The following is a 22,084-nucleotide window of genomic DNA, read 5'->3' as shown; positions in this document are numbered from 1 at the left end:
TCATGCTTGATTTAATTTCTATTACGAGTCTACCAGTTTTTCTGCTTATATTCGTACGGGTATTGGCATTTTTTGTTACGATGCCGTTATTTTCTTATCGAACAGTGCCATTACCATTTAAAATAGGTTTTAGCTTCTTTCTAGCAATGATTATGTTTTATACAGTCGATGCTTCCCAACTGGTCGTCGACGAAATGTATATTTTTCTAATAGTTAAAGAAGTGTTAGTTGGAGTACTAATTGGCCTCATTTCATTTATTATCGTATCTGCAATACAGGTAGCTGGTGGTTTTATTGACTTTCAAATGGGATTTGCGATTGCGAATGTGGTGGACCCACAAACAGGAGCACAAAGTCCATTGACAGGACAATATTTATATATGATTGCACTATTATTTTTATTAGCGGTTGATGGGCATCATTTGATTATTGATGGAATATTTAATAGTTATCGTTTTATTCCGCTGGAAACATTTATTCCATTTCAGAATAATTCAATTGCAGAATTTGTCATTACAGCTTTTAATAGTATGTTTATTATCGCTTTCCAAATAGCAATTCCAATCGTTGGCTGTTTGTTTTTGGTAGATGTGGCACTTGGAATTATTGCGCGTACTGTACCGCAAATGAATGTGTTTGTTGTAGGGCTGCCGCTTAAAATATTAGTTAGTTTTCTTGCGATCCTAGTGTTTCTAGCTTTGTATGTGACGCTGGCAAGAAACCTTTTTACAGCAATGTTTGAAACGATGCGTGGACTAATGCAGCTTTTCGGAGGTGCTTAATTTGCACTTGAAACTTGATTTACAATTTTTTGCAGGTGAAAAAACAGAAAAAGCTACTCCAAAAAAGCGTCTCGATGAACGAAAAAAAGGAAAAGTAGCAAAAAGCCAGGACATAAATACAGCAATTTTATTATTATTTTGTTTTTCTACATTGTTTTTGTTTGGCGGATTTATTTTGGAGCATATGACAGGAATATATGAGCGTACTTTTATTGAATTTATCGACTGGGAATTAACGGAGAATACTGTTCAGCAAATACTGAACAGCGCAACGGTCGAAGCAGCAAAGATGCTTGCACCTATAATGTTAATCGCAATTGTCGCAGGTTTCGCCTCTAACTTAATGCAAGTAGGTTTTTTGTTCACAACAGAGCCATTAAAGTTTGATCTAAAGAAAATTGATCCGATTCAAGGAGCAAAACGGATTTTTTCAATCCGAGCACTTGTTGAGCTATTAAAATCCTTATTAAAAATCACCTGTATTGGCGGGATAACATTCTCTGTGATTTGGCTTTATAAAGATGAAATGCTGATGACGGCATTTACGAACGCTGAAAATGCATTAGCTTTCTTTGGAAGAGTTACGAGTGTTATGGCGTTTGCAGCAATTATAGCTTTATTATTATTAGCGGTGTTTGACTATGCTTATCAACGGTTTGATTTCGAAAAAAATATGCGGATGTCCAAGCAGGATATTAAGGACGAATATAAGAATGTTGAAGGGGATCCTTTAATTAAATCGAAAATCAAGGAAAAACAAAGGCAGATTGCAACGAGAAGAATGATGAGTGAGGTACCAAATGCGGATGTTATTATTACAAACCCTACGCATTATGCAGTAGCAATTAAATATGACGAAGAAAAGGCTAATGCTCCTTATATACTTGCAAAAGGTACAGATCAAATAGCATTAAAAATAAAAGAAATAGCTAAAGCAAATGACGTAATTACCGTTGAAAACAGGCCATTAGCAAGAGGGCTGTATCGTGCGGCAGAGATAGGGGATATCATACCGGAAGAATTCTTTAAGGCTGTTGCAGAAGTACTAGCATATGTATATCGATTAGAGAAAAAGATTTAAAAAGTATATAAACGACTGGGCGTGGCTGTCTTGGGAACTAAGCTATACACGGCTTTAAAATTTCGGGCACACCAAACAGCAAGTAAGGAGAGACATAAATGAAAGCGCGGGATTTATCAGTACTTTTAGCAGTTATATTAGTAATCATCATGCTGGTCATCCCGCTACCGGGTTGGCTGTTAAGTGTGCTGATTTTAGTAAATATTATTATAGCGCTAATGGTTATCTTAGTATCGATGAATACACAGGAGCCATTACAGTTTTCGGTATTTCCAACAATTATCTTACTCGTAACTTTATTCAGGCTTGCGTTAAATGTTTCGACCACTAGGTCAATTCTAGCGGAAGCAGATGCTGGTGGAGTAGTTGATACCTTTGGATCATTTGTAATTGGAGATAATCCACTTGTTGGTTTTGTTGTATTTATCATATTGGTTATTATAAACTTTCTTGTTATTACAAAAGGTTCGGAACGTGTCTCTGAAGTAGCTGCGCGATTTTCACTTGATGCGATGCCAGGTAAACAAATGAGTATTGATGCAGACCTAAATGCTGGTTTGATTTCCGAAAGTCAAGCTAGAGAGCGACGTGAAAAAGTGGAAAGGGAAGCCGATTTCCATGGTTCGATGGATGGTGCGAGTAAATTTGTTAAGGGTGATGCAATTGCAGGAATCATTATTGTTCTAATTAATGTTGTATTCGGTTTAATAATTGGGATTGTACAAATGGGAATGCCTTTTGGAGAAGCTGTTAATACTTTTATTCGTTTAACTGTGGGAGACGGTTTAGTCAGTCAGATTCCAGCATTACTTATGTCAACCGCTACAGGAATTGTTGTGACGCGATCAGCTGGTAACGGAAATCTTGGCTCAGAAGTAACAGGCCAATTACTGCAATACCCAAAATTATTATATATTGCGGCGGGTACGATTTTTCTTCTTGGCCTAACTCCGATTAATTTCTTTTTAACGACAATGTTAGCGTCTATATTAGCATTGAGCGGTTACTTTCTGGAAAAGCAATCCAAGATGCCGCCGGAAATACAAACAGAAGAAGAAGAGGATCAAACAGAGAGCTCTGCGATGAAGTCTTCTGAAAATGTTGTCAGCCTTCTAAGTATGGACCCAATTGAATTTGAATTCGGTTATGGACTAATTCCTCTGGCAGATACGAATCAAGGCGGCGATTTACTGGACCGAGTTATTATGATTCGAAGACAGCTTGCAATTGAACTCGGGATTGTTATTCCAGTTGTCCGGATTCGAGATAATATTCAACTAAACCCAAATGAATATCGATTAAAAATTAAAGGAAATGAAGTCGCATCGGGTGAACTTTTACTAGATCACTATTTAGCAATGGCTCCAGATTTCAGCGATGATACTCTTGATGGAATAGATACGAAGGAACCGGCATTTGGTTTGCCTGCAAAATGGATTAGTGAAGAAAACAAGGATGAAGCAGAACTATCTGGTTATACGGTGGTAGATCCACCATCTGTTGTATCGACACACATTACAGAAGTAATTAAGCGACAGGCACATACATTGTTAGGCAGACAGGAAACGAAACAATTAATCGATCATTTGAAGGAAAGCTATCCAATTTTGGTTGACGAGGTAACCCCTGAACCACTTGCAATTGGCGATGTGCAAAAAGTTCTTGCTAAATTGCTGAGAGAAAATATTTCCATTCGTAATTTGCCAATTATCTTTGAAACATTAGCTGATTTTTCGAAAATGACGAATGACACAGAGCTTCTTGGGGAATACGTGAGACAAGCACTTTCTTCACAGATTACGAATCAGTATGCAGGTGAGGATATGCAGATGAAGGTGATTACAGTTTCAGGTAAAGTTGAAAAGCTGATAGCTGATCATATACAGCAAACGGAACATGGCAATTATTTAGCGCTTGATCCAGACTCCCAGCAAGAAATTATTAAGACGATTCATACAGAGGCAGAGAAACTTGCACTTCAAGAAGAGTCTACCATTGTACTTTGCTCACCTGCCATTCGAATGTATTTAAAGCAATTGCTTGATCGATTCTTACCGCAAGTAATTGTGCTTTCTTATAACGAACTTGAACCAGATGTACAGGTACAAAGTGTTGGGGTGGTGAATGTAGCATGAAGGTAAAAAAATATATAGCAGACACTATGCCTGAGGCAATGAATCAGGTTCGAAAAGAACTTGGTCCTGATGCAGTAATTCTTAATTCAAAAGAAATTCAACAACGTGGGATGTTTGGTTTTTTTAAGAAGAAACAGATTGAAGTTGTGGCGGCTCTTGATCCTAGTCCACTAACACCTAAGAAAAATCCTGAGCAAGTGGCAGAACAACCTCGAATGAATAAAACAAATAAACCAAAGTTAGAAAATGAGCATGTACTACTGGAAATTAAAAACCTGAAAAAAATGATTGAAGTTCAGTCTCGACAGGGAGGGTTAAGTTTCTCCCCTTCTTATCAAGTAGCTTATGAACATTTGATTGATCAAGAGGTTCACCCTAAGCTGGCCAAGGAAATTGTGGAATTGGTGTTAGAGAAGCAAGGTGACACAGAAATAGATGTTATCATGAATAATATCGGTTTAATAATAGAAGAGAGACTAAGCAACGTTTTAGCACCCATTCCATTAAACAAGAAGATTATTCAATTTGTAGGTCCAACAGGAGTAGGGAAGACGACTACGATTGCAAAGGTTGCGGCTAAGATGATGCTTGAAAGTGATAAAAAAGTTGCTTTCGTAACAGCTGATACGTATCGAATTGCTGCAGTGGAGCAATTAAAGACCTATGCGCGAATTTTAAATGTGCCACTTGAGGTTGCCTACAGTATTGATGATTACCATCAGGCGATTACTAAATTTTCGAGTTATGATGCAATTTTTGTTGATACAGCTGGTAGGAACTTTCGTGATCCGAAATATATTAATGAATTGAAAAAAACGATTGATATGTCCATGATGGAAACCTATCTTGTGTTATCTTTAACAACAAAGCCTAAGGATATTGTAGAAATCTACGAGCAATTCGAGCACCTTTCGATAGCGGGTGTCATTTTCACAAAACTGGATGAAACAAGACAATATGGCAGTTTACTAAATATTGCTCTAGAAAAGCAAGTTGGAATTGCTTATTTGACAAATGGTCAAGATGTCCCTGATGATTTGCTCGAAGCAGATAAACGAGTAATACGTAATCTTCTGGTAGGTGATTATGATGAAGCATGATCAAGCAGAGGGGCTGAGGAGAAAGCTTGATAGTCGCAACCATCCAAATAACGCAAAAACGGTCGCAGTTATAAGTGGAAAAGGTGGCGTAGGTAAGTCCAATTTTGCGTTAAATTTCTCTTTGCAACTCATAAACAACGGCAAAAAGGTATTACTCTTCGACTTGGATGTTGGAATGGGAAATATCGATATTTTGCTAGGTAGCCGAGCAGAGAAAACGATTGTTAATTTGTTTGAAGAACGTTTATCTATACTTGATGTAATTGAACAAGGACCAAAAGGGCTAGCGTATATTGCAGGAGGTTCTGGATTGTCAAATTTCTTCCAGATGGACGAATCAGACCATGATTATTTTTACGAACAATACAAGGAATTGTCCTTAATTTATGATTATATTTTATTTGACATGGGTGCAGGTGTTACGGAGGACAGCTTATTTTTTATTCTTGCCTCAGATGAATGTATTGTGATTACAACACCGGAACCAACATCCGTTACAGATGCATACGGGATGATAAAGCATGTCGTCAATCGCAAACAGGATATGCCTTTACATGTCATATTAAATCGTGCATCCAATTATCAAGATGGTTTGAAAGCATTAGAACGATTTAAAGCTGTTGTGACCAAGTTTTTAAAAGTAGAAATTCAATCGATTGGGATTATTCCTGATGATAGGGTTGTTACACAGGCAATTGTAAGACAGATTCCTTACACGTTATATAATGAAAAATCCAAAGCAGCTAAAGCATTAAAAGATATTACATACAATTATGTAACACATACAAAACAAGTGAACCGAACACCTTCTTCCTTCGTTCAACGATTAAAACATTTGATGGAGAGGTAGTTATTATGAAGCAAATTCGCGTTATTGTTATCGATGATTCTGCTTTTATGAGAAAAGTGATTTCCGATATTCTTGCAAGCGATCCTAGAGTGAATGTGATCGCAACTGGTCGTAATGGAGAAGATGGAATAAAGAAGATTATAGAACTACAACCAGACGTCGTAACGTTGGATGTGCATATGCCAGTAATGGATGGGATCGAAGCACTTTCGATTATTATGAGGGAAAATCCAACTCCGGTTGTGATGCTTTCAAGTGAAACGAAAGAGGGTACAACAAAAGCGATTCAGGCTATATCGAATGGCGCCGTTGATTTTATTACAAAACCATCTGGAGCTATCTCATTAGATATACGAAATATCCAACAGGAAATTATTTCGAAAGTTGTTACGGCTTCACAAGTTAATTTGAATAAGAAGCAATTGCACAAAGCGACTGATTGTCAGATGGAAGCTCCGATCCAAAAATACTATGATAAATCAATCATAACGATTGGTACATCGACAGGAGGGCCTAGGGCACTTCAACAAGTGCTTACAAGTATTTCAGATTCATTTACTGTACCAATCTTAATTGTCCAGCACATGCCTGCCCGCTTTACAAAATCGTTAGCTGAACGTCTTAATACACTTAGTCCAATTCGTGTGAAAGAAGCGGTGCACGGTGAAATTATTGAAAACAGTACTGCTTACATTGCTCCTGGTGATTTTCATATGACAATTAATAAAATTGGCACTTCACTTGCAATCAGTTTATCAAAGGATGCTCCTGTCAAAGGGCACCGTCCATCAGTAGATACATTATTTTGCTCGATAGCTGGTCTGAAACGAATAAACAAAATCGCAATTGTATTGACTGGAATGGGAAATGATGGATCGGCCGGTATTATCGAAATGAAAAAGCAGGATCCCAATACGATTGTCCTAGCTGAATCGGAAGAAACATCGATTGTATATGGTATGCCTAAAGCAGCTGTTCAGACAGGATATGTTAACCAAGAACTTTCATTAAATCAATTTGGCTCAATACTTGCTAACTTAACAAAATAGAGATTTACTAGGAGGAATAAAATTGGAAAAGGCATCGACACAAGATCGAAAAATGATTGTATTTCAATTGCAGGATGAAGAATATGCGGTTCCTGTTAATCAAATTGGGTCTATCGAGAGGCAACAACCAATAACTAGGGTACCCCAAACTTTACCATATGTGAAGGGAGTAATAAATCTTCGCGGAGTCGTAATTCCGATTATTGACTTACGATTACGATTTGGTATGGAAGAAACTGATTTTGATGCAAATAAACGGATTATTATTGCTCAAATAAACGAGATGGAAGTAGGTCTGATTGTTGACGTAGCAAATGATGTTATTGATATTCCTGAAGAACTAATTGAGCCTGCACCAGAGGTTATTGGTACCGTTAATGCTGATTATATTGAAGGTGTTGCCAAAGTAGATAACCGTTTACTTATTCTACTTGATCTGCAAAAAGTACTATCCTTCCAGGATATTGATGTGCTTAATGCAGTGGAAGGCTAAGCAATGGAATTTGTACAGTTAACAACGATGCAGAAAGATGTGCTTAGAGAAATAGGAAATATTGGTGCGGGAAATGCAGCTAGTTCGCTCTCTATCCTATTAAACAAAAAAATTGAGATGAAGGTACCCTCTGTTCGTATTGCTGGATTTGATGAAATCATGGAATTAACTGGTGGCTCTGAGAACACAATTGTTTGCTTATTATTTCGCATTCAAGGAGAGGCTCCAGGTACAGTTTATTTAATATTTACAATTGAAGAAGCTGAGTATTTTGTACGAGAATTGACAAATGATCCGGGGTTTACCTTGCTCCAATCAGAGCAAGAAAATGAAATAGCGCTTTCAGCATTACAAGAAATCGGCAATATTGTAACAGGATCATATCTAACAGCTCTATCAGATTTTACAAATATTAATATGCAGCCTTCTGTCCCATATCTTGGAATCGATATGGCAGGAGCGGTGTTAACGGTTGGTTTGCTGGAGCTCTCGCAAGTTTCTGATTATGCCATTGTTATTAATACAGAAATTAGTCATGATGGAACAAATCAAGGTATTCAGGGGAATTTCTTTTTATTACCAGACCCTGAATCTTTCGCTAAAATATTTGATGCGTTAGGAATAAATGATTATGAATGAAACAGGTTTAGTAGTCAAAGTTGGAATTGCTGACTTAAAAGTTGTGCAAGTTCCTGATTTAATTCGAACCTCAGGTTTAGGTTCATGTGTTGGTGTGATCGTCTACGATTCTTCGAAAAAAATTGCGGGGCTTTCTCATATCTTGCTTCCGGATTCAGCCTTGGCAAAGCAAGCTAAATTGAATGTGTACAAATATGCAGATACAGCAATTCCTTATCTCATTAACTTGCTGCTTGAAAGAGGTGCAAGAAAATATGCACTAAAAGCGAAACTGGCAGGTGGTGCTCAGATGTTTCAATTAAGTTCAGGTTCAGATATTATGCGAATTGGACCAAGAAATGTTGAAGCGGTCGAAAAACAACTGGCAGAACTTAAGATTCCTGTTGTTGCATCCGACGTAGGCGGAAATGCTGGAAGAACAATTGAGTTCGATCCAGAAACAAGTCAATTAAAGATACGACAAGTGAATAAAAAGGAATTTTATATTTAAATTCTCAACTTTCATAATGAGGAATAGACGTTTGTTTTTGATCAAATTAAGCAAGTTAACTATATCCGTTTCACTTGTTTTTGGTTTTAGGTTAACTTTTTAAAGTCGCGGTTGGTAGAAACTACGGACTAATGATTATTTGCTTAATCTGAGCAATGATCGCCGTCCGGGATCGCTCCGGGTGGAGGCTCACCAGCCCCCCCTAAGGCGTGCGAAGTATATTTTCGGAGCGGATATACGCACAAACATTATGTGTTAATTCGAAGTTTATATATTTTATGCTGTAAACAATAACTATTGTAATGGAAACATATCCAGTCTGATATTTAGAAAAGAACGTTCGTTTTATAAGGATCTGATAAGCTATTTATTGCACAAATGATTGAGTGAATACTTATTTATTAACGGAAAAGGAGGAGCGTAGAAAAAATGAAATCAGGAAATTCCCTTCTTGAAGATAAGCTTTGGAATGACTGGATAACGAATAAAAGCAGTGAAGCAGCGAATGAATTAATTGTCAATTACATGTATCTCGTCAATTTCCATGCGGAACGTATTTCAAGCCAACTCCCAAAAAGCGTAAGTAAAGAAGATGTCAAAAGCTTGGGACTTCTTGGGCTTTATGACGCGTTGAAAAAATTTGACCCAACTCGTGATTTGAAATTCGATACGTATGCCTCCTTTCGAATTAGAGGTTCGATTATTGATGGATTAAGAAAAGAAGACTGGCTTCCTAGATCAATACGAGAAAAAGCAAAAAAAGTTGAACAAGCAGCAGAGCAATATGAACAAAAACATCATAGAGAAGCGACTGCAGGTGAAATAGCCGAAATGTTGGGGATGTCGATAGAAGAAGTGGAAACCGCTATTAAAGACTCACTCTTTGGTAACATTCTTTCAATTGAAGAAAAGCCAAAAGGTAATTCGAGTGAATTGAAAGAAGGAATTGGTTATTCGATTCCCGATAATTCCACGATATTACCCGAGAGTCATCTAACGAAAAATGAATTAAATAACGAACTCGTTCAAGGGATAAAAATGTTAAACAAAAATGAACAGCTTGTTGTCAGTCTGTTTTATAATGAAGAATTAACCTTTACAGAAATAGGACAGGTTCTTGGGCTAACAACCTCCAGAATATCGCAAATCCACAAACGGTCTATTTTTAAGCTGCGAAAAACGTTAAATAAAATGCAAGTATTTGCTAATTGAATTGAAAACATATCAAGAATCTCCAGTGCAAACAACATATTGATGGAAGTACAGATGCACACAGCTTCTTTACGACAAAATTTAGATTCAACCTTAGCGTTACGACTAAACAAAAAGGAATGATAGCTTCTGAGTTGGAAATCCATTGAAATGCAGGTTGCACTTCCTAGAACGCAGGATGCTGGGAAGATGCAGGATAATATGGTAAAGCAGGGACAGCATTTCCAGGAATCATTGGCACAGACTCAAAGGAAACAAGAAGAACGAACCCGGAAGCGGGTTAATGAATTTGAAAAAACCGAGAAAGTAAAGAATAAAGAACAGCATTCGAAAAACCTCATTAACAAAAAGACTCAACTGGAGCAAAGTGAAGAAGAGTACAAAATGAACCATCCTTATTTAGGAAGTCAGATCGATTTTAACGGATAGAAGGAGAAAGAATATGGTTTCATTCTTAATCATTATCAGTTTTTTATTGCATTTTATTACGTTTATTGCAATCTATATGTTTTTCAAACAGTTACAAAACGTAAAGACACAAGATCTGAATGAGATAATAGCGTTATTTGATACGTACTTACAAGAGGTTAAAGCAGAAAATAACCGATTACAGCAACTATTAGAGGATCGCAATATAAAGACTGATCAAACGCATACAAAGCAGGAAGAACCAGAAACTGAGGAATACGAAAAATCTCACGATATTCCTATCCCAGACGATGTTGGAGATACCGTGGTTGCATCTCTGGAATCCAGGGTTTTGCAACTGCATAATCGGGGTGTTCCAGTTGATGAAATAGCTAAAGAATTAAATTGTGGTAAGACAGAGGCAGAAATAATTATAAAATTACATGAAAAGATGCAGTAAAAGCTTGATATCAACAAATCATTATGGTATAGTAACTTTTGGTGTAAATACTATGTTTATTTTCATAGAATGAACAAGTTTTATAAAACACACGTTCAGTAATTTGTATGTTTGGTGCTATTTTATAAATAGTCTACATACAAAAATGACCTGAACGGAGGAAAAAAACCATTAGGAGGAATTAAAATGTCAGCAATTTCTATGAAGCAATTGTTAGAAGCAGGTGTACACTTTGGACACCAAACACGCCGTTGGAATCCGAAAATGAAAAAATACATTTTCACGGAGCGTAACGGTATCTATATCATCGACTTACAGAAAACAGTTAAAAAGGTTGATGAAGCATACAACTATGTAAAGGATATCGCTGCAAATGGCGGAACTATTCTTTTTGTAGGAACAAAAAAACAAGCACAAGATTCTGTAAGAGACGAAGCAATTCGTTCTGGTATGTACTATGTTAACCAACGTTGGTTAGGTGGTACACTTACTAACTTCCAAACAATCCGTAAACGTATCAATCGTTTGAAATCAATTGAGCGTATGGAAGAAGACGGAACTTTCGAAGTTCTACCGAAAAAAGAAGTTGTTAATTTACTAAAAGAAAAAGATCGCTTAGTGAAATTCTTAGGTGGAATTAAAGAAATGACAAAGCTTCCAGATGCATTGTTCGTTATCGATCCACGTAAAGAGCGTATTGCTATCGCTGAAGCGCATAAATTGAACATTCCTATCATCGGAATTGTAGATACTAACTGTGATCCAGATGAAATTGATTATGTTATCCCTGCAAACGATGACGCAATTCGTGCGGTTAAACTTTTGACTTCAAAAATGGCAGATGCTATTTTAGAAGTAAAACAGGGTGAAGAAACTGAAGTTGTAGAAGAAAAAGCAGAAGATGCTACAGAAGAAGTTGTAGAAGAAGCTGCTCAAGCTGCTGCAGATTCAACTCAAGAGTAATCTTAGAAAAGGTGGGGTGATAAGAGGATGGAAACCTTTTATCACCTTTTTTAAAGACTGAAATCAAAAGGGTTAATATTCAAAGGAGGACAATGCAATGGCTATTACTGCTCAAATGGTTAAAGAATTACGTGAAAAAACTGGTGCTGGAATGATGGATTGTAAAAAGGCACTACAAGAAACTGACGGTAACATGGATAAAGCAATTGACTACCTACGTGAAAAAGGTATTGCAAAAGCTGCTAAAAAAGCAGATCGTATTGCTGCTGAGGGACTTACACATATTGAAATTGATAACAATACAGCTGCAATTCTTGAAGTGAACTGTGAAACAGATTTTGTTACAAAAAATGATCAATTTAAAACGCTACTTACTCAATTAGCACAACATATTGTGAAGCAAAAACCTGCAACTGTTGAAGAAGCACTTGGACAAGAGCTAAACGGTGAAGGTGAGTCATTAGAAACGATTATTAACAGAGCCGTTTCAACAATTGGTGAAAAAATCTCTTTACGTCGTTTTGCAGTTGTAGAAAAAACAGATAGTGATGCATTTGGTGCGTACCTTCATATGGGTGGCCGTATTGGTGTTCTATCTTTAATTGAAGGAACAACAGATGAGCAAGTTGGAAAAGATGTTTCCATGCATGTTGCAGCTGTAAACCCTCGTTATGTTTCACGTGATGCAGTTTCTGAAGAAGAAGTAAATCGTGAGCGTGAAGTATTAAAAACACAAGCACTAAATGAAGGAAAACCTGAAAATATCGTTGAAAAGATGGTTGAAGGTCGTTTAGGGAAATTCTTTGAAGAGATCGTCCTTTTAGAACAAAGCTTTGTTAAAGATCCAGACCAAAAAGTGAAAAAATATGTTGCTGATAAAGGTGCAACTGTTAAATCATTCGTTCGCTATGAAGTAGGAGAAGGAATGGAAAAACGCGAAGAAAACTTTGCAGATGAAGTAATGAGCCAAATTAAAAAATAAGACTTAGGGTGCGTGTTCAAAAAGGAGGCTAAAAAGGACCGAGAAGTTCAAGGCGGCGTAGTTTTGAGTACCGGGTTACACAGGATGTGTTGACTTCGACGTTCGATACAGGATGTGTCGGTACTTAGTCAAAGATCTACTGCTCTCGACGTGTCTTTTTTACCGGACTTTTTGACATCCTCTTAAATGATTATGTATACAAGGTTAAAATTGGGAACATGTATGTGTTCCCTATTTTATAACCGTTTTACAAACATTTTTAGACATAATTAGCAAAATAATTATTAATTTTCTATGGAGGTTATTATGACAACAGCACGGTACCGTAGAATTGTGTTAAAATTAAGTGGTGAAGCCTTAAGTGGTGAGCAGGGTTATGGAATTGATCCAAAAACAATCGCGTCCATCGCAGAACAAGTTAAAGAAGTAGCAGAACTAGGTGTTGAGGTTGCTATTGTTGTCGGTGGAGGGAACATTTGGCGTGGTAAAGTAGGAAGCGAAATGGGAATGGATCGTGCTTCAGCTGACTATATGGGAATGTTAGCAACAATAATGAATTCACTCGCATTGCAAGATGGCCTTGAAACGATTGGAATTCAAACAAGAGTGCAAACTTCCATTGAAATGCGCCAAGTTGCGGAACCATACATAAGGAGAAAAGCAATTCGCCATTTAGAGAAAAAGCGTGTTGTCATTTTCGCAGCAGGAACAGGCAATCCTTATTTTTCAACTGATACAACTGCAGCATTAAGAGCTGCTGAAATTGAAGCAGAAGTAATTCTAATGGCTAAAAATAATGTTGACGGTGTGTACACGGATGATCCTAAAACAAATAAGGATGCCAAAAAGTATGAAAGCCTAACATATTTGGAAATGCTTAATGAAGGTCTTGGGGTAATGGACTCCACAGCATCCTCATTATGTATGGATAATGATATCCCATTAATTGTATTCTCTATAACGGAAGAAGGAAATATTAAACGAGTTGTCGAGGGTGAAACCATCGGCACGACAATAAGGGGGAAATAGAATATGTCACAAACAATTCTAAAACAAATGAAAGAAAAGATGGAACAAGCTGTCCAAGCGTTTTCCAAAAATCTAGCATCTGTTCGAGCTGGCAGAGCAAACCCTAGTCTGTTAGACAGTGTTTATGTAGACTATTATGGTGCATCAACTCCATTAAACCAGTTAGCGAATGTCGGAGCTCCGGAAGCAAGACTCTTAACAATCACTCCTTATGACAAAACAGCACTTGCTGATATCGAAAGAGCAATTCAAATTGCCGACCTTGGTTTATCACCATCAAATGATGGAAATATGATTCGTATTAGCATTCCACCACTAACAGAAGAGCGAAGAAAAGACTTAGTTAAAGTTGTTGGGAAATATGCGGAAGAATCACGAGTTCAGATTCGTAACATAAGACGTGATACGAATGATAGCTTGAAAAAAACTGAGAAAAATGGTGAAATCACAGAAGACGATCTACGCGGTCTGCAGGATGATGTTCAAAAATCAACCGATGATCATATTAAACAAATTGATCAGCTTGCAAAAAACAAAGAAAAAGAAATTATGGAAGTTTAACGGTTGTCTGTTAAACGTTTATATCCATTCTTTTCATGGATGTATTATTAAATTTCAGAGTAAGTTGTAAAAGCTCTCTTATTTAAGAGAGCTTTTGTATTCTATCCAAATTATCGGTATAATAAAAAAGTATGATCAAGTTATAATGTAGATTCATCTTGTTGGCACTATGTAATCATTCCTTTTCGTTCGTAATAATTATGTTAAAAGGATTGTATAGATGAACAACATTCGGGGGACAGACTATGTCGATGAAAATTCCTTTTTTTAATAAACAATCAAAAGAAACAGAAATGGCAAACCTAGAAAGCGCTCCGGATCATGTTGCAATTATTATGGATGGAAATGGACGCTGGGCACAAAAACGCGGGCTTCCACGTATAGCAGGGCACAAAGAAGGCGTTAGTACTGTTAATAAAATTGTGAAAGCTGCAGTGAAAGCTAATATTAAAATCCTTACATTATATACGTTTTCCACAGAAAATTGGAAAAGGCCGAAATCGGAAATTGATTTTATTTTGAGACTCCCGAAAGAGTTTCTGCATATTTATTTACCGGGGCTTATTGAAAATAATGTTCGTATTGAAACAATTGGCGATTTTGATGCACTTCCTAAGCATACAAAGGATGCAGTTCAATATGCAAAGGAAAAAACAAAAAATAATGACGGCCTGCTTTTAAACTTTGCTTTGAATTATGGAAGTAGGCTTGAAATTATGCATGCCGTTAAACGTATAATGAGTGATTTAGATTGCTCGAAAATATCGATTGATTCACTGGATGAAAACCTATTTTCAACGTATTTATATACAAATGGTATTTCTGATCCTGACTTGCTTATTCGTACTGGCGGCGAACAAAGACTGAGTAATTTCCTTCTTTGGCAGCTGGCATATACAGAATTCTGGTTTACAGATGATCTTTGGCCAGATTTTAATGAAACAACCTTCTTAAACGCATTGTATGAATATCAGCAGCGAAAAAGACGATATGGAGGTATTTAAGGTGATGAAAGGTTTATGAAGCAACGAACAATAACCGCGTTAATTGCACTAGCCATATTTTTACCCTTCGTCATTTTTGGCGGACTTCCGTTTACAATATTTGTATATGTATTGGCATCTGTAGGGTTAGTGGAATTGATTAGGATGCGCAACATAGGGAGCTATTTTGTACCTTATCTATTAGCTGTATTATTATTATGGCTAATCTTAATACCTAGCTCATCTATCCTACTTACAATAAGTTGGTTTTCTAAATTTGAAATGATTGCATTAATCATTTTATTGTTACTAGCATATACGGTACTAGTTAAAAATCAATTTACATTTGATCAAGTAGGTTTTATTCTTTTAGCCTGCTTTTATGTAGGTCTTGGTTTCTATTATTTACTGGAGACGAGAGATGGAAATCAAGCATTAAGTAATATTCTTTACGCATTTTTCATAATTTGGTCTACTGACACAGGTGCGTATTTATTTGGCAGAGCTTTTGGAAAGCGTAAATTATGGCCAACGATTAGCCCGAATAAAACAATTGAAGGTGCATTAGGTGGGATTGTGCTCGCTTGTACTGTCGCTATCATTTTTCACCTCGTGGAACCATTCCGCCATTCAATGCTAACAGTAGTTGGTGTCACGATTCTTGCTTCCATATTTGGACAAGTTGGTGATCTAGTTGAATCTGCATTGAAACGCAATTATGGAGTTAAAGATTCCGGTAAAATATTACCTGGACACGGTGGTATTTTAGATCGATTTGACAGCATGCTATTTGTTATTCCATTGCTCCATTTTATTCACTTTGTTTAGAATAATTGATAAGGTGACAAGCTTGTTTCACACAAAAACTTGTACAACTTATGAAAAAGAGGTTAAACTTAACTAAAAGTAAGAATATAATTTTATCGGAGTACTAGTTTCATTTCAAATGTGTTCAAAGAAAAGAGGGTGAAAAGAATCGAGGTTGTCTAACATCTCAACGTACTATTGTATGCTGATATTGGATGTCTAAGCCAGATCTCGATGTTCATTTTCTTCACATTTTTTGAATTTCATTTACTAAAAACAGATTTGCTCCAATAAAGGAAGGTGCTTCTATTGACCACTGTAATTGCATTTATTTTTATGTTTGGATTACTCGTTTTTATCCACGAATGGGGCCATATGATCTTTGCAAAACGAGCAGGTATGCTTGTTCGGGAATTTGCAATTGGATTTGGGCCGAAAATTTTCTCCTTTGTAAGGAATGAAACGTTATACACAATTCGTCTCATTCCGGCGGGTGGCTATGTACGAGTAGCAGGTGAAGATCCTGAAATCATAGAGTTAAAGCCGGGACACCACATCGGGCTTGAATTTAATGATGAAGGTAAGGTAAATAAAATAATCGTCAACAACAAATCCAAACATCCAAATGCCAGAGTGATTGAAGTAGAGCATGTTGATCTTGATCATCGATTGATTATTCAAGGATATGAGATCGGTGATGAAGATGAGAAGCTACACTTTGAAGTTGACCAAAAAGCATTTTTTATTATGGACGAGCGTGAGACACAAATTGCACCATATGATCGTCAATTTGCATCGAAATCTATTGGTCAGCGAGCAATGCAATTGTTTGCAGGACCTATGATGAACTTTATCTTAGCGATTGTTATTTTTATTATCTTAGGAGTTGCACAAGGGACTCCGGTTGATGAAGCAATAATGGGTGAGATACAAGCTGATTCACCAGCTGCAGAAGCAGGATTTCAAGCAGATGATGAAGTGATTCGAATTGGGGAAACTGCAGTTTCTACATGGGAAGAGTTTACTTCAGTCGTAAGAGAAAATCCAGGACAAGAATTAAGCATGGTTGTCCTGCGAGATGGTGCTGAAGAGCAATTAACTGTTGTTCCCAATACAGCTGAAACAGTGGATCAACAAGGAGAACCAATTTCTATTGGTCAAATAGGAGTCCGTCAAGCATTTGAGAAAACAGTTCTTGGAACATTGACATATGGCTTTGAACAAACCTATGAAATAACAAGATTAATCTTAACGAATTTATTGATGCTTGTAACTGGTCAGGTTTCGCTTGATTTACTGTCAGGTCCCGTTGGAATCTATGATGCAACAGATCAAGTTGTACAGACTGGCTTTATGAACCTCTTGTTGTGGACAGCAATGTTAAGTGTTAATCTCGGAATAGTGAACCTAGTTCCTCTGCCTGCCCTTGATGGTGGAAGACTCTTGTTTGTTGGTTTGGAAGCTTTACGCGGAAAACCAATTGCGCCAGAAAAGGAAGGTATCTTCCATTTCGTCGGATTTGCATTATTAATGCTTTTAATGATTGTTGTAACATGGAACGACATTCAACGGTTATTTTTATAAAAGAAAACTTTCGGTTATTGTAGCCAGTTGATGCATGAGAAAATAAATAGGTACGTTACGAAGTGAAAACCCTTGTCTTATTTCTGACAAGGGTTTACATTGTTCCTGTAAGGGTTGTTCAAGATAAGATAAACAACCTATGTAATTGTTTAGCTGGAGGAGGCATAATAAATGGATATATCGAAAAAAGAAAAAATGAGTTTATTATTGAAGCAGCTGCAATTATCCGATGATTACATAGTAGACTATTTTCAAGATAGCTACCTAGATAAATTAGAAGTTTATAAAAATACAAAGACTTGGCATTTTTATATTTGTGTTGCGCGTATCTTACCAATTGATGTATATCAAGTTTTCTCGGTTAAATTGAAGGAGTCGTTCCAACAGATAGCAAATGTAGAGCTAACAGTGCTGGCAAATGAACAAGCTTGCGATAGTAATACGATTAGTGGTTATTGGAAACACTTTGTTACTTCAATGACGCAAATATCACCTGCTTATAAGGAGCTTGTACAAACTCAGAATCCAGAAGTTAACAATAATAAGATTATGTTAACTGCGAGAAATGATGCGGAAGCAAGTGCGCTCAAACGAAGATTAGAACCAGAGTTTAAAACATTTTGTTCGCGCGTTGGTGCACTTTCCTATAGTCTTGATATCCATGTAAAAGCAGATGCGATGGATATGCAGAAATTTAGAGAACAAAAAGCACTTGAGGATCAGCAGCTTGTTCAAAAGACCGTACAAGAGAAAGTGAAACGGGACAAGCAAAAAGACAGTGAAGATAATGGACCGTTCATGATTGGATATAATATTAAAGACGATGCGATTACGATGGAACAGATTCTGGAAGAGGAGCGTCGTATAACGGTACAAGGTTATATTTTCTCAGCAGAAGTACGCGAATTACGTTCTGGAAGAAGTCTTTTAATTATAAAGGCAACGGACTATACAGATTCATTACAAATAAAAATGTTCTCTAAAAACGATGAGGACGCAGCTAAATTTGCATCTGTTAAGAAAGGGATGTGGGTTAAAGCAAGAGGTAGTATTCAAACAGATATGTATACCAATGAACTTGCAATGATGGCTAATGATATCCATGAGATTAAGGTCGATGAACGGATGGATAATGCACCTGCTGATGCAAAACGAGTTGAACTGCATGCGCATACGACGATGAGTCAAATGGATGCTGTTATTTCTCCAGAAACATTAGTTACACAGGCTGCAAAATGGGGACATCGTGCGGTTGCAATTACAGATCATGCTGGTGTGCAGGGATTCCCTGAAGCACATGCAGCAGGGAAGAAAAATAATATTAAAGTCCTTTATGGTGTTGAAGTGAACCTTGTTGATGATGGTGTGCCGATAGCATATAACGATTCGGACAGAGACTTGGAAAATGATACATTTGTAGTCTTTGATGTTGAAACAACAGGGCTATCAGCTGTTTACGATACCATAATTGAACTTGCAGCAGTGAAAATCCATAAAGGTGAAATTGTTGACCGATTTGAGGCATTTGCAAACCCACACCATCCGTTATCACAAACGACCATCGAATTAACTGGGATAACGGATGATATGGTCAAAGATGCACCAGAAGTCGAAGAGGTTTTAAAGGATTTCCATGCTTGGATGGGAGAAGATATACTCGTTGCCCATAATGCAAGCTTTGATATGGGGTTCTTAAACCAGGGACTGAAACGAATTAATTATGAAAAAGCGGTAAATCCGGTTATGGATACACTGGAGCTTGCTAGATTCCTTCTGCCCGAATTAAAGAATCACCGATTAAATACATTGTGTAAGCATTTAGATATTGAATTAACACAACATCACCGCGCTATCTACGATGCAGAAGCCACTGGTTACCTGCTCTGGAAGCTTGTTCAAAAATTGTTAGAAAAAGATATTCGAAATCACAATCAATTAAATAACCATATGGGAGAGGGTAATGCTTATCAGCGTTCTCGTCCATTTCACGCTACGCTTCTAGCTAAGACACAAGAGGGCCTGAAAAACTTATATAAACTTGTTTCCTATGCACATATTAATTATTTTTATCGAGTACCACGGATACCAAGATCACTTTTACAAAAGTTTCGCGAAGGGCTTATCGTCGGAACAGCATGTGATAAAGGTGAAGTTTTTGAAACAATGATGCAAAAATCTACGGAGGAAGCAGAAGAGGTTGCTGAGTTTTATGATTACATTGAAGTTCAGCCGCCAGCCAATTATGCTCATCTCGTGGAAAAAGATCTTGTGCAAAACGAGTCGCAGATTATTGATATAATTAAAAAGCTTGTTGATTTAGGAAACAGGATGAACAAAAAAGTTGTTGCAACAGGCAATGTGCATTATAGGGACGATCATGATAAATTATACCGGCAAATCTTAATTGCCTCACAGGCTGGTAATCCATTGAACAGACAAACGTTACCAGACACCCCTTTTCGAACAACAAATGATATGTTAGACTGCTTTAAGTTTCTTGGCGAAGAAGTAGCACGTGAAATTGTTGTGACCAATCCAAATGCATTGGCGGATGAGTTAGAGGACTTATCACCTGTGAAAGATGGTTTATTTACACCAACCATTGAGGGTGCAGAACAAGAAATGCGGGACCTCTGCTATACACGAGCGAAGAAAATATATGGGGAGCCTGCACCACAGATTGTAGTCGATCGACTTGAGAAAGAATTGGAAAGTATCATAGGGAATGGGTTCGCGGTTATTTACCTAATCTCCCATAAGCTAGTTAAGAAGTCTTTAGATGATGGCTATCTTGTTGGTTCGAGGGGATCTGTTGGATCGTCCTTTGTTGCAACAATGACAGAAATTACGGAGGTAAATCCACTTCCTGCCCATTATATTTGCGGAGAATGTCATTACAACGAATTTATTACAGATGGTTCTGTTGCAAGTGGATTCGATTTACCAGATAAGAACTGTCCGAAATGTGATACAGCATTGAAAAAAGATGGTCAGGATATACCGTTTGAAACATTCTTAGGATTTAAAGGTGATAAAGTTCCAGATATCGATTTAAACTTCTCCGGTGCATACCAGCCAAGGGCACATAACTATACGAAGGAACTATTCGGAGTCGATAACGTATATCGTGCTGGTACGATTGGTACAATTGCTGAAAAAACGGCCTATGGATATGTAAAAGGTTATGCTTCTGATAAACAGTTAGTTTATAAAAATGCAGAGGTGGACCGTCTTGTACAAGGATGTACTGGTGTAAAACGGACTACTGGACAGCATCCCGGCGGAATTATTGTAGTGCCAGATGACAAAGAAATTTACGATTTTACACCAATTCAATTTCCAGCAGATGATCGTAACAGTGAATGGCGAACAACGCATTTTGATTTCCATTCTATTCATGATAATTTGTTAAAACTAGATATTCTCGGACATGATGATCCAACAGTTATCCGTATGCTGCAAGATTTGAGCGGCATTGATCCAATGACGATTCCGACAGATGATGCTGAAGTAATGAAAATTTTCTCGGGAACAGAGTCACTTGGAGTCACACCACAACAAATTAATTGTAAGACTGGAACCCTCGGGGTACCTGAGTTTGGGACAAAATTTGTTAGGCAAATGCTTGAGGACACGAAGCCAAGTACTTTTGCCGAGTTGCTTATTATCTCAGGTCTATCACATGGTACGGATGTATGGTTGGGCAATGCTCAAGATCTGATTAATGATGGTATTTGTGAATTACCAGATGTTATTGGTTGCCGAGATGATATTATGGTTTATTTAATGCATAAAGGCTTGGAACCATCACTTGCATTTAATATTATGGAGTTTGTTCGTAAAGGAAAGGGACTCAAAGACGAATGGATTACCGAAATGAAGAAGCATAGTGTTCCGGACTGGTATATCGAGTCATGTAAAAAGATTAAATATATGTTTCCGAAAGCTCACGCAGCTGCATATGTACTAATGGCAGTTCGTATCGCGTATTTCAAAGTACACCATCCCATTCTGTTTTATGCTGCTTATTTTACAGTTCGTGCAGATGATTTTGAATTGGATACAATGATTAAAGGGTCTGAAGCAATTCGGAATCGGGTCGATGAGATTGTTGCTAAGGGGAATGATGCTGCACCAAAAGAAAAAAGTTTACTTACTGTATTAGAAATCTCTCTTGAGATGTGTGAGCGTGGTTTCTCATTCCAAAAAGTAGACCTTTATAAATCGAGTGCAACTGACTTTATTGTAGATGGGAACTCTTTACTTCCACCATTTAATGCAGTGGATGGGCTAGGAACAAACGCTGCCTTAAATATAGTGAAAGCACGTGAAGAAGGGGAGTTTTTGTCAAAAGAGGATTTAAGAGAAAGAAGTAAAATCTCTAAAACAGTATTAGAATACCTTGATAATCATGGATGTCTTGAAGGAATGGAAGAAAAAAATCAGCTTTCTTTATTTTAGTCGTAAAGCAATGTA

At 37.2% G+C, this 22,084-nt stretch carries 20 protein-coding genes; all 20 read left to right on the top strand.

Annotated elements, in window-relative coordinates; all coding sequences use genetic code 11:
- Positions 1–2: 2 nt before the first annotated feature.
- The 20 genes from fliR (at position 3) to MHH64_RS15015 (ending at position 22,069) form a co-directional block, all read left to right on the top strand.
- Positions 3–782 (top strand): flagellar biosynthetic protein FliR, encoded by a 780-nt coding sequence (gene fliR / locus MHH64_RS15110; RefSeq protein ID WP_118888920.1) that lies wholly within the window; start codon positions 3–5, stop codon positions 780–782.
- A gap of 1 nt (position 783) precedes the next feature.
- The gene (flhB, locus tag MHH64_RS15105; protein ID WP_095308660.1) at positions 784–1,863 is read left to right on the top strand and encodes a flagellar biosynthesis protein FlhB; all 1,080 of its coding nucleotides are present in this window, start codon (positions 784–786) and stop codon (positions 1,861–1,863) included.
- A 98-nt stretch (positions 1,864–1,961) separates the two neighbouring features.
- Positions 1,962–3,998, top strand: coding sequence for a flagellar biosynthesis protein FlhA (gene flhA / locus MHH64_RS15100; RefSeq protein ID WP_303448198.1), 2,037 nt, complete (start codon positions 1,962–1,964; stop codon positions 3,996–3,998).
- Positions 3,995–5,098 carry a flagellar biosynthesis protein FlhF gene (gene flhF, locus MHH64_RS15095; RefSeq protein WP_251658739.1) on the top strand — a complete coding sequence of 368 codons (1,104 nt, stop codon included), beginning with the start codon at positions 3,995–3,997 and terminating at the stop codon, positions 5,096–5,098. Before flhA ends, flhF begins: the two co-directional genes overlap by 4 nt.
- A complete protein-coding gene (locus MHH64_RS15090; protein ID WP_118888916.1) occupies positions 5,088–5,948 on the top strand; it encodes a MinD/ParA family protein in 861 nt (286 codons plus the stop codon). Before flhF ends, MHH64_RS15090 begins: the two co-directional genes overlap by 11 nt.
- A gap of 5 nt (positions 5,949–5,953) precedes the next feature.
- A complete protein-coding gene (locus MHH64_RS15085) occupies positions 5,954–6,997 on the top strand; it encodes a chemotaxis response regulator protein-glutamate methylesterase (protein WP_095308668.1) in 1,044 nt (347 codons plus the stop codon).
- Positions 6,998–7,049: 52 nt separating this feature from the next.
- The gene (locus MHH64_RS15080) at positions 7,050–7,490 is read left to right on the top strand and encodes a chemotaxis protein CheW (protein ID WP_095308742.1); all 441 of its coding nucleotides are present in this window, start codon (positions 7,050–7,052) and stop codon (positions 7,488–7,490) included.
- A gap of 3 nt (positions 7,491–7,493) precedes the next feature.
- Positions 7,494–8,129 carry a chemotaxis protein CheC gene (locus MHH64_RS15075; protein ID WP_118888915.1) on the top strand — a complete coding sequence of 212 codons (636 nt, stop codon included), beginning with the start codon at positions 7,494–7,496 and terminating at the stop codon, positions 8,127–8,129.
- On the top strand, positions 8,122–8,619 hold the full coding sequence (locus MHH64_RS15070; RefSeq protein WP_095308672.1) for a chemotaxis protein CheD: 498 nt from the start codon (positions 8,122–8,124) through the stop codon (positions 8,617–8,619). Before MHH64_RS15075 ends, MHH64_RS15070 begins: the two co-directional genes overlap by 8 nt.
- A gap of 429 nt (positions 8,620–9,048) precedes the next feature.
- Entirely contained in the window at positions 9,049–9,831 is a 783-nt protein-coding gene (locus MHH64_RS15065; RefSeq protein WP_095308674.1) for a FliA/WhiG family RNA polymerase sigma factor, read from the top strand.
- A gap of 189 nt (positions 9,832–10,020) precedes the next feature.
- Positions 10,021–10,260 (top strand): hypothetical protein, encoded by a 240-nt coding sequence (locus MHH64_RS15060; protein WP_262366386.1) that lies wholly within the window; start codon positions 10,021–10,023, stop codon positions 10,258–10,260.
- A 13-nt stretch (positions 10,261–10,273) separates the two neighbouring features.
- Positions 10,274–10,699 (top strand): hypothetical protein, encoded by a 426-nt coding sequence (locus MHH64_RS15055; protein WP_095308678.1) that lies wholly within the window; start codon positions 10,274–10,276, stop codon positions 10,697–10,699.
- A 186-nt stretch (positions 10,700–10,885) separates the two neighbouring features.
- Entirely contained in the window at positions 10,886–11,662 is a 777-nt protein-coding gene (rpsB, locus tag MHH64_RS15050; protein WP_095308679.1) for a 30S ribosomal protein S2, read from the top strand.
- A gap of 97 nt (positions 11,663–11,759) precedes the next feature.
- Positions 11,760–12,644 (top strand): translation elongation factor Ts, encoded by an 885-nt coding sequence (gene tsf, locus MHH64_RS15045; RefSeq protein ID WP_095308681.1) that lies wholly within the window; start codon positions 11,760–11,762, stop codon positions 12,642–12,644.
- A gap of 306 nt (positions 12,645–12,950) precedes the next feature.
- The gene (pyrH, locus tag MHH64_RS15040) at positions 12,951–13,673 is read left to right on the top strand and encodes a UMP kinase (protein ID WP_095308683.1); all 723 of its coding nucleotides are present in this window, start codon (positions 12,951–12,953) and stop codon (positions 13,671–13,673) included.
- Positions 13,674–13,676: 3 nt separating this feature from the next.
- On the top strand, positions 13,677–14,234 hold the full coding sequence (frr, locus tag MHH64_RS15035) for a ribosome recycling factor (RefSeq protein WP_095308685.1): 558 nt from the start codon (positions 13,677–13,679) through the stop codon (positions 14,232–14,234).
- A gap of 245 nt (positions 14,235–14,479) precedes the next feature.
- Positions 14,480–15,238 carry an isoprenyl transferase gene (locus MHH64_RS15030; protein WP_095308687.1) on the top strand — a complete coding sequence of 253 codons (759 nt, stop codon included), beginning with the start codon at positions 14,480–14,482 and terminating at the stop codon, positions 15,236–15,238.
- Between the two features lie 15 nt (positions 15,239–15,253).
- Positions 15,254–16,045, top strand: a complete 792-nt coding sequence (locus tag MHH64_RS15025) for a phosphatidate cytidylyltransferase (RefSeq protein WP_095308689.1) — start codon at positions 15,254–15,256, stop codon at positions 16,043–16,045.
- A gap of 288 nt (positions 16,046–16,333) precedes the next feature.
- Positions 16,334–17,608 carry an RIP metalloprotease RseP gene (rseP, locus tag MHH64_RS15020; protein WP_095308691.1) on the top strand — a complete coding sequence of 425 codons (1,275 nt, stop codon included), beginning with the start codon at positions 16,334–16,336 and terminating at the stop codon, positions 17,606–17,608.
- A 171-nt stretch (positions 17,609–17,779) separates the two neighbouring features.
- The gene (locus MHH64_RS15015; RefSeq protein ID WP_095308693.1) at positions 17,780–22,069 is read left to right on the top strand and encodes a PolC-type DNA polymerase III; all 4,290 of its coding nucleotides are present in this window, start codon (positions 17,780–17,782) and stop codon (positions 22,067–22,069) included.
- Positions 22,070–22,084 lie beyond the last annotated feature (15 nt).

The organism is Oceanobacillus sp. FSL K6-0127 (genome assembly GCF_037983385.1).
Classification (GTDB): domain Bacteria; phylum Bacillota; class Bacilli; order Bacillales; family Amphibacillaceae; genus Oceanobacillus; species Oceanobacillus profundus.
Note: the sequence above shows the minus strand (reverse complement) of the source record. Positions and strands in the feature narration are given on the sequence as shown.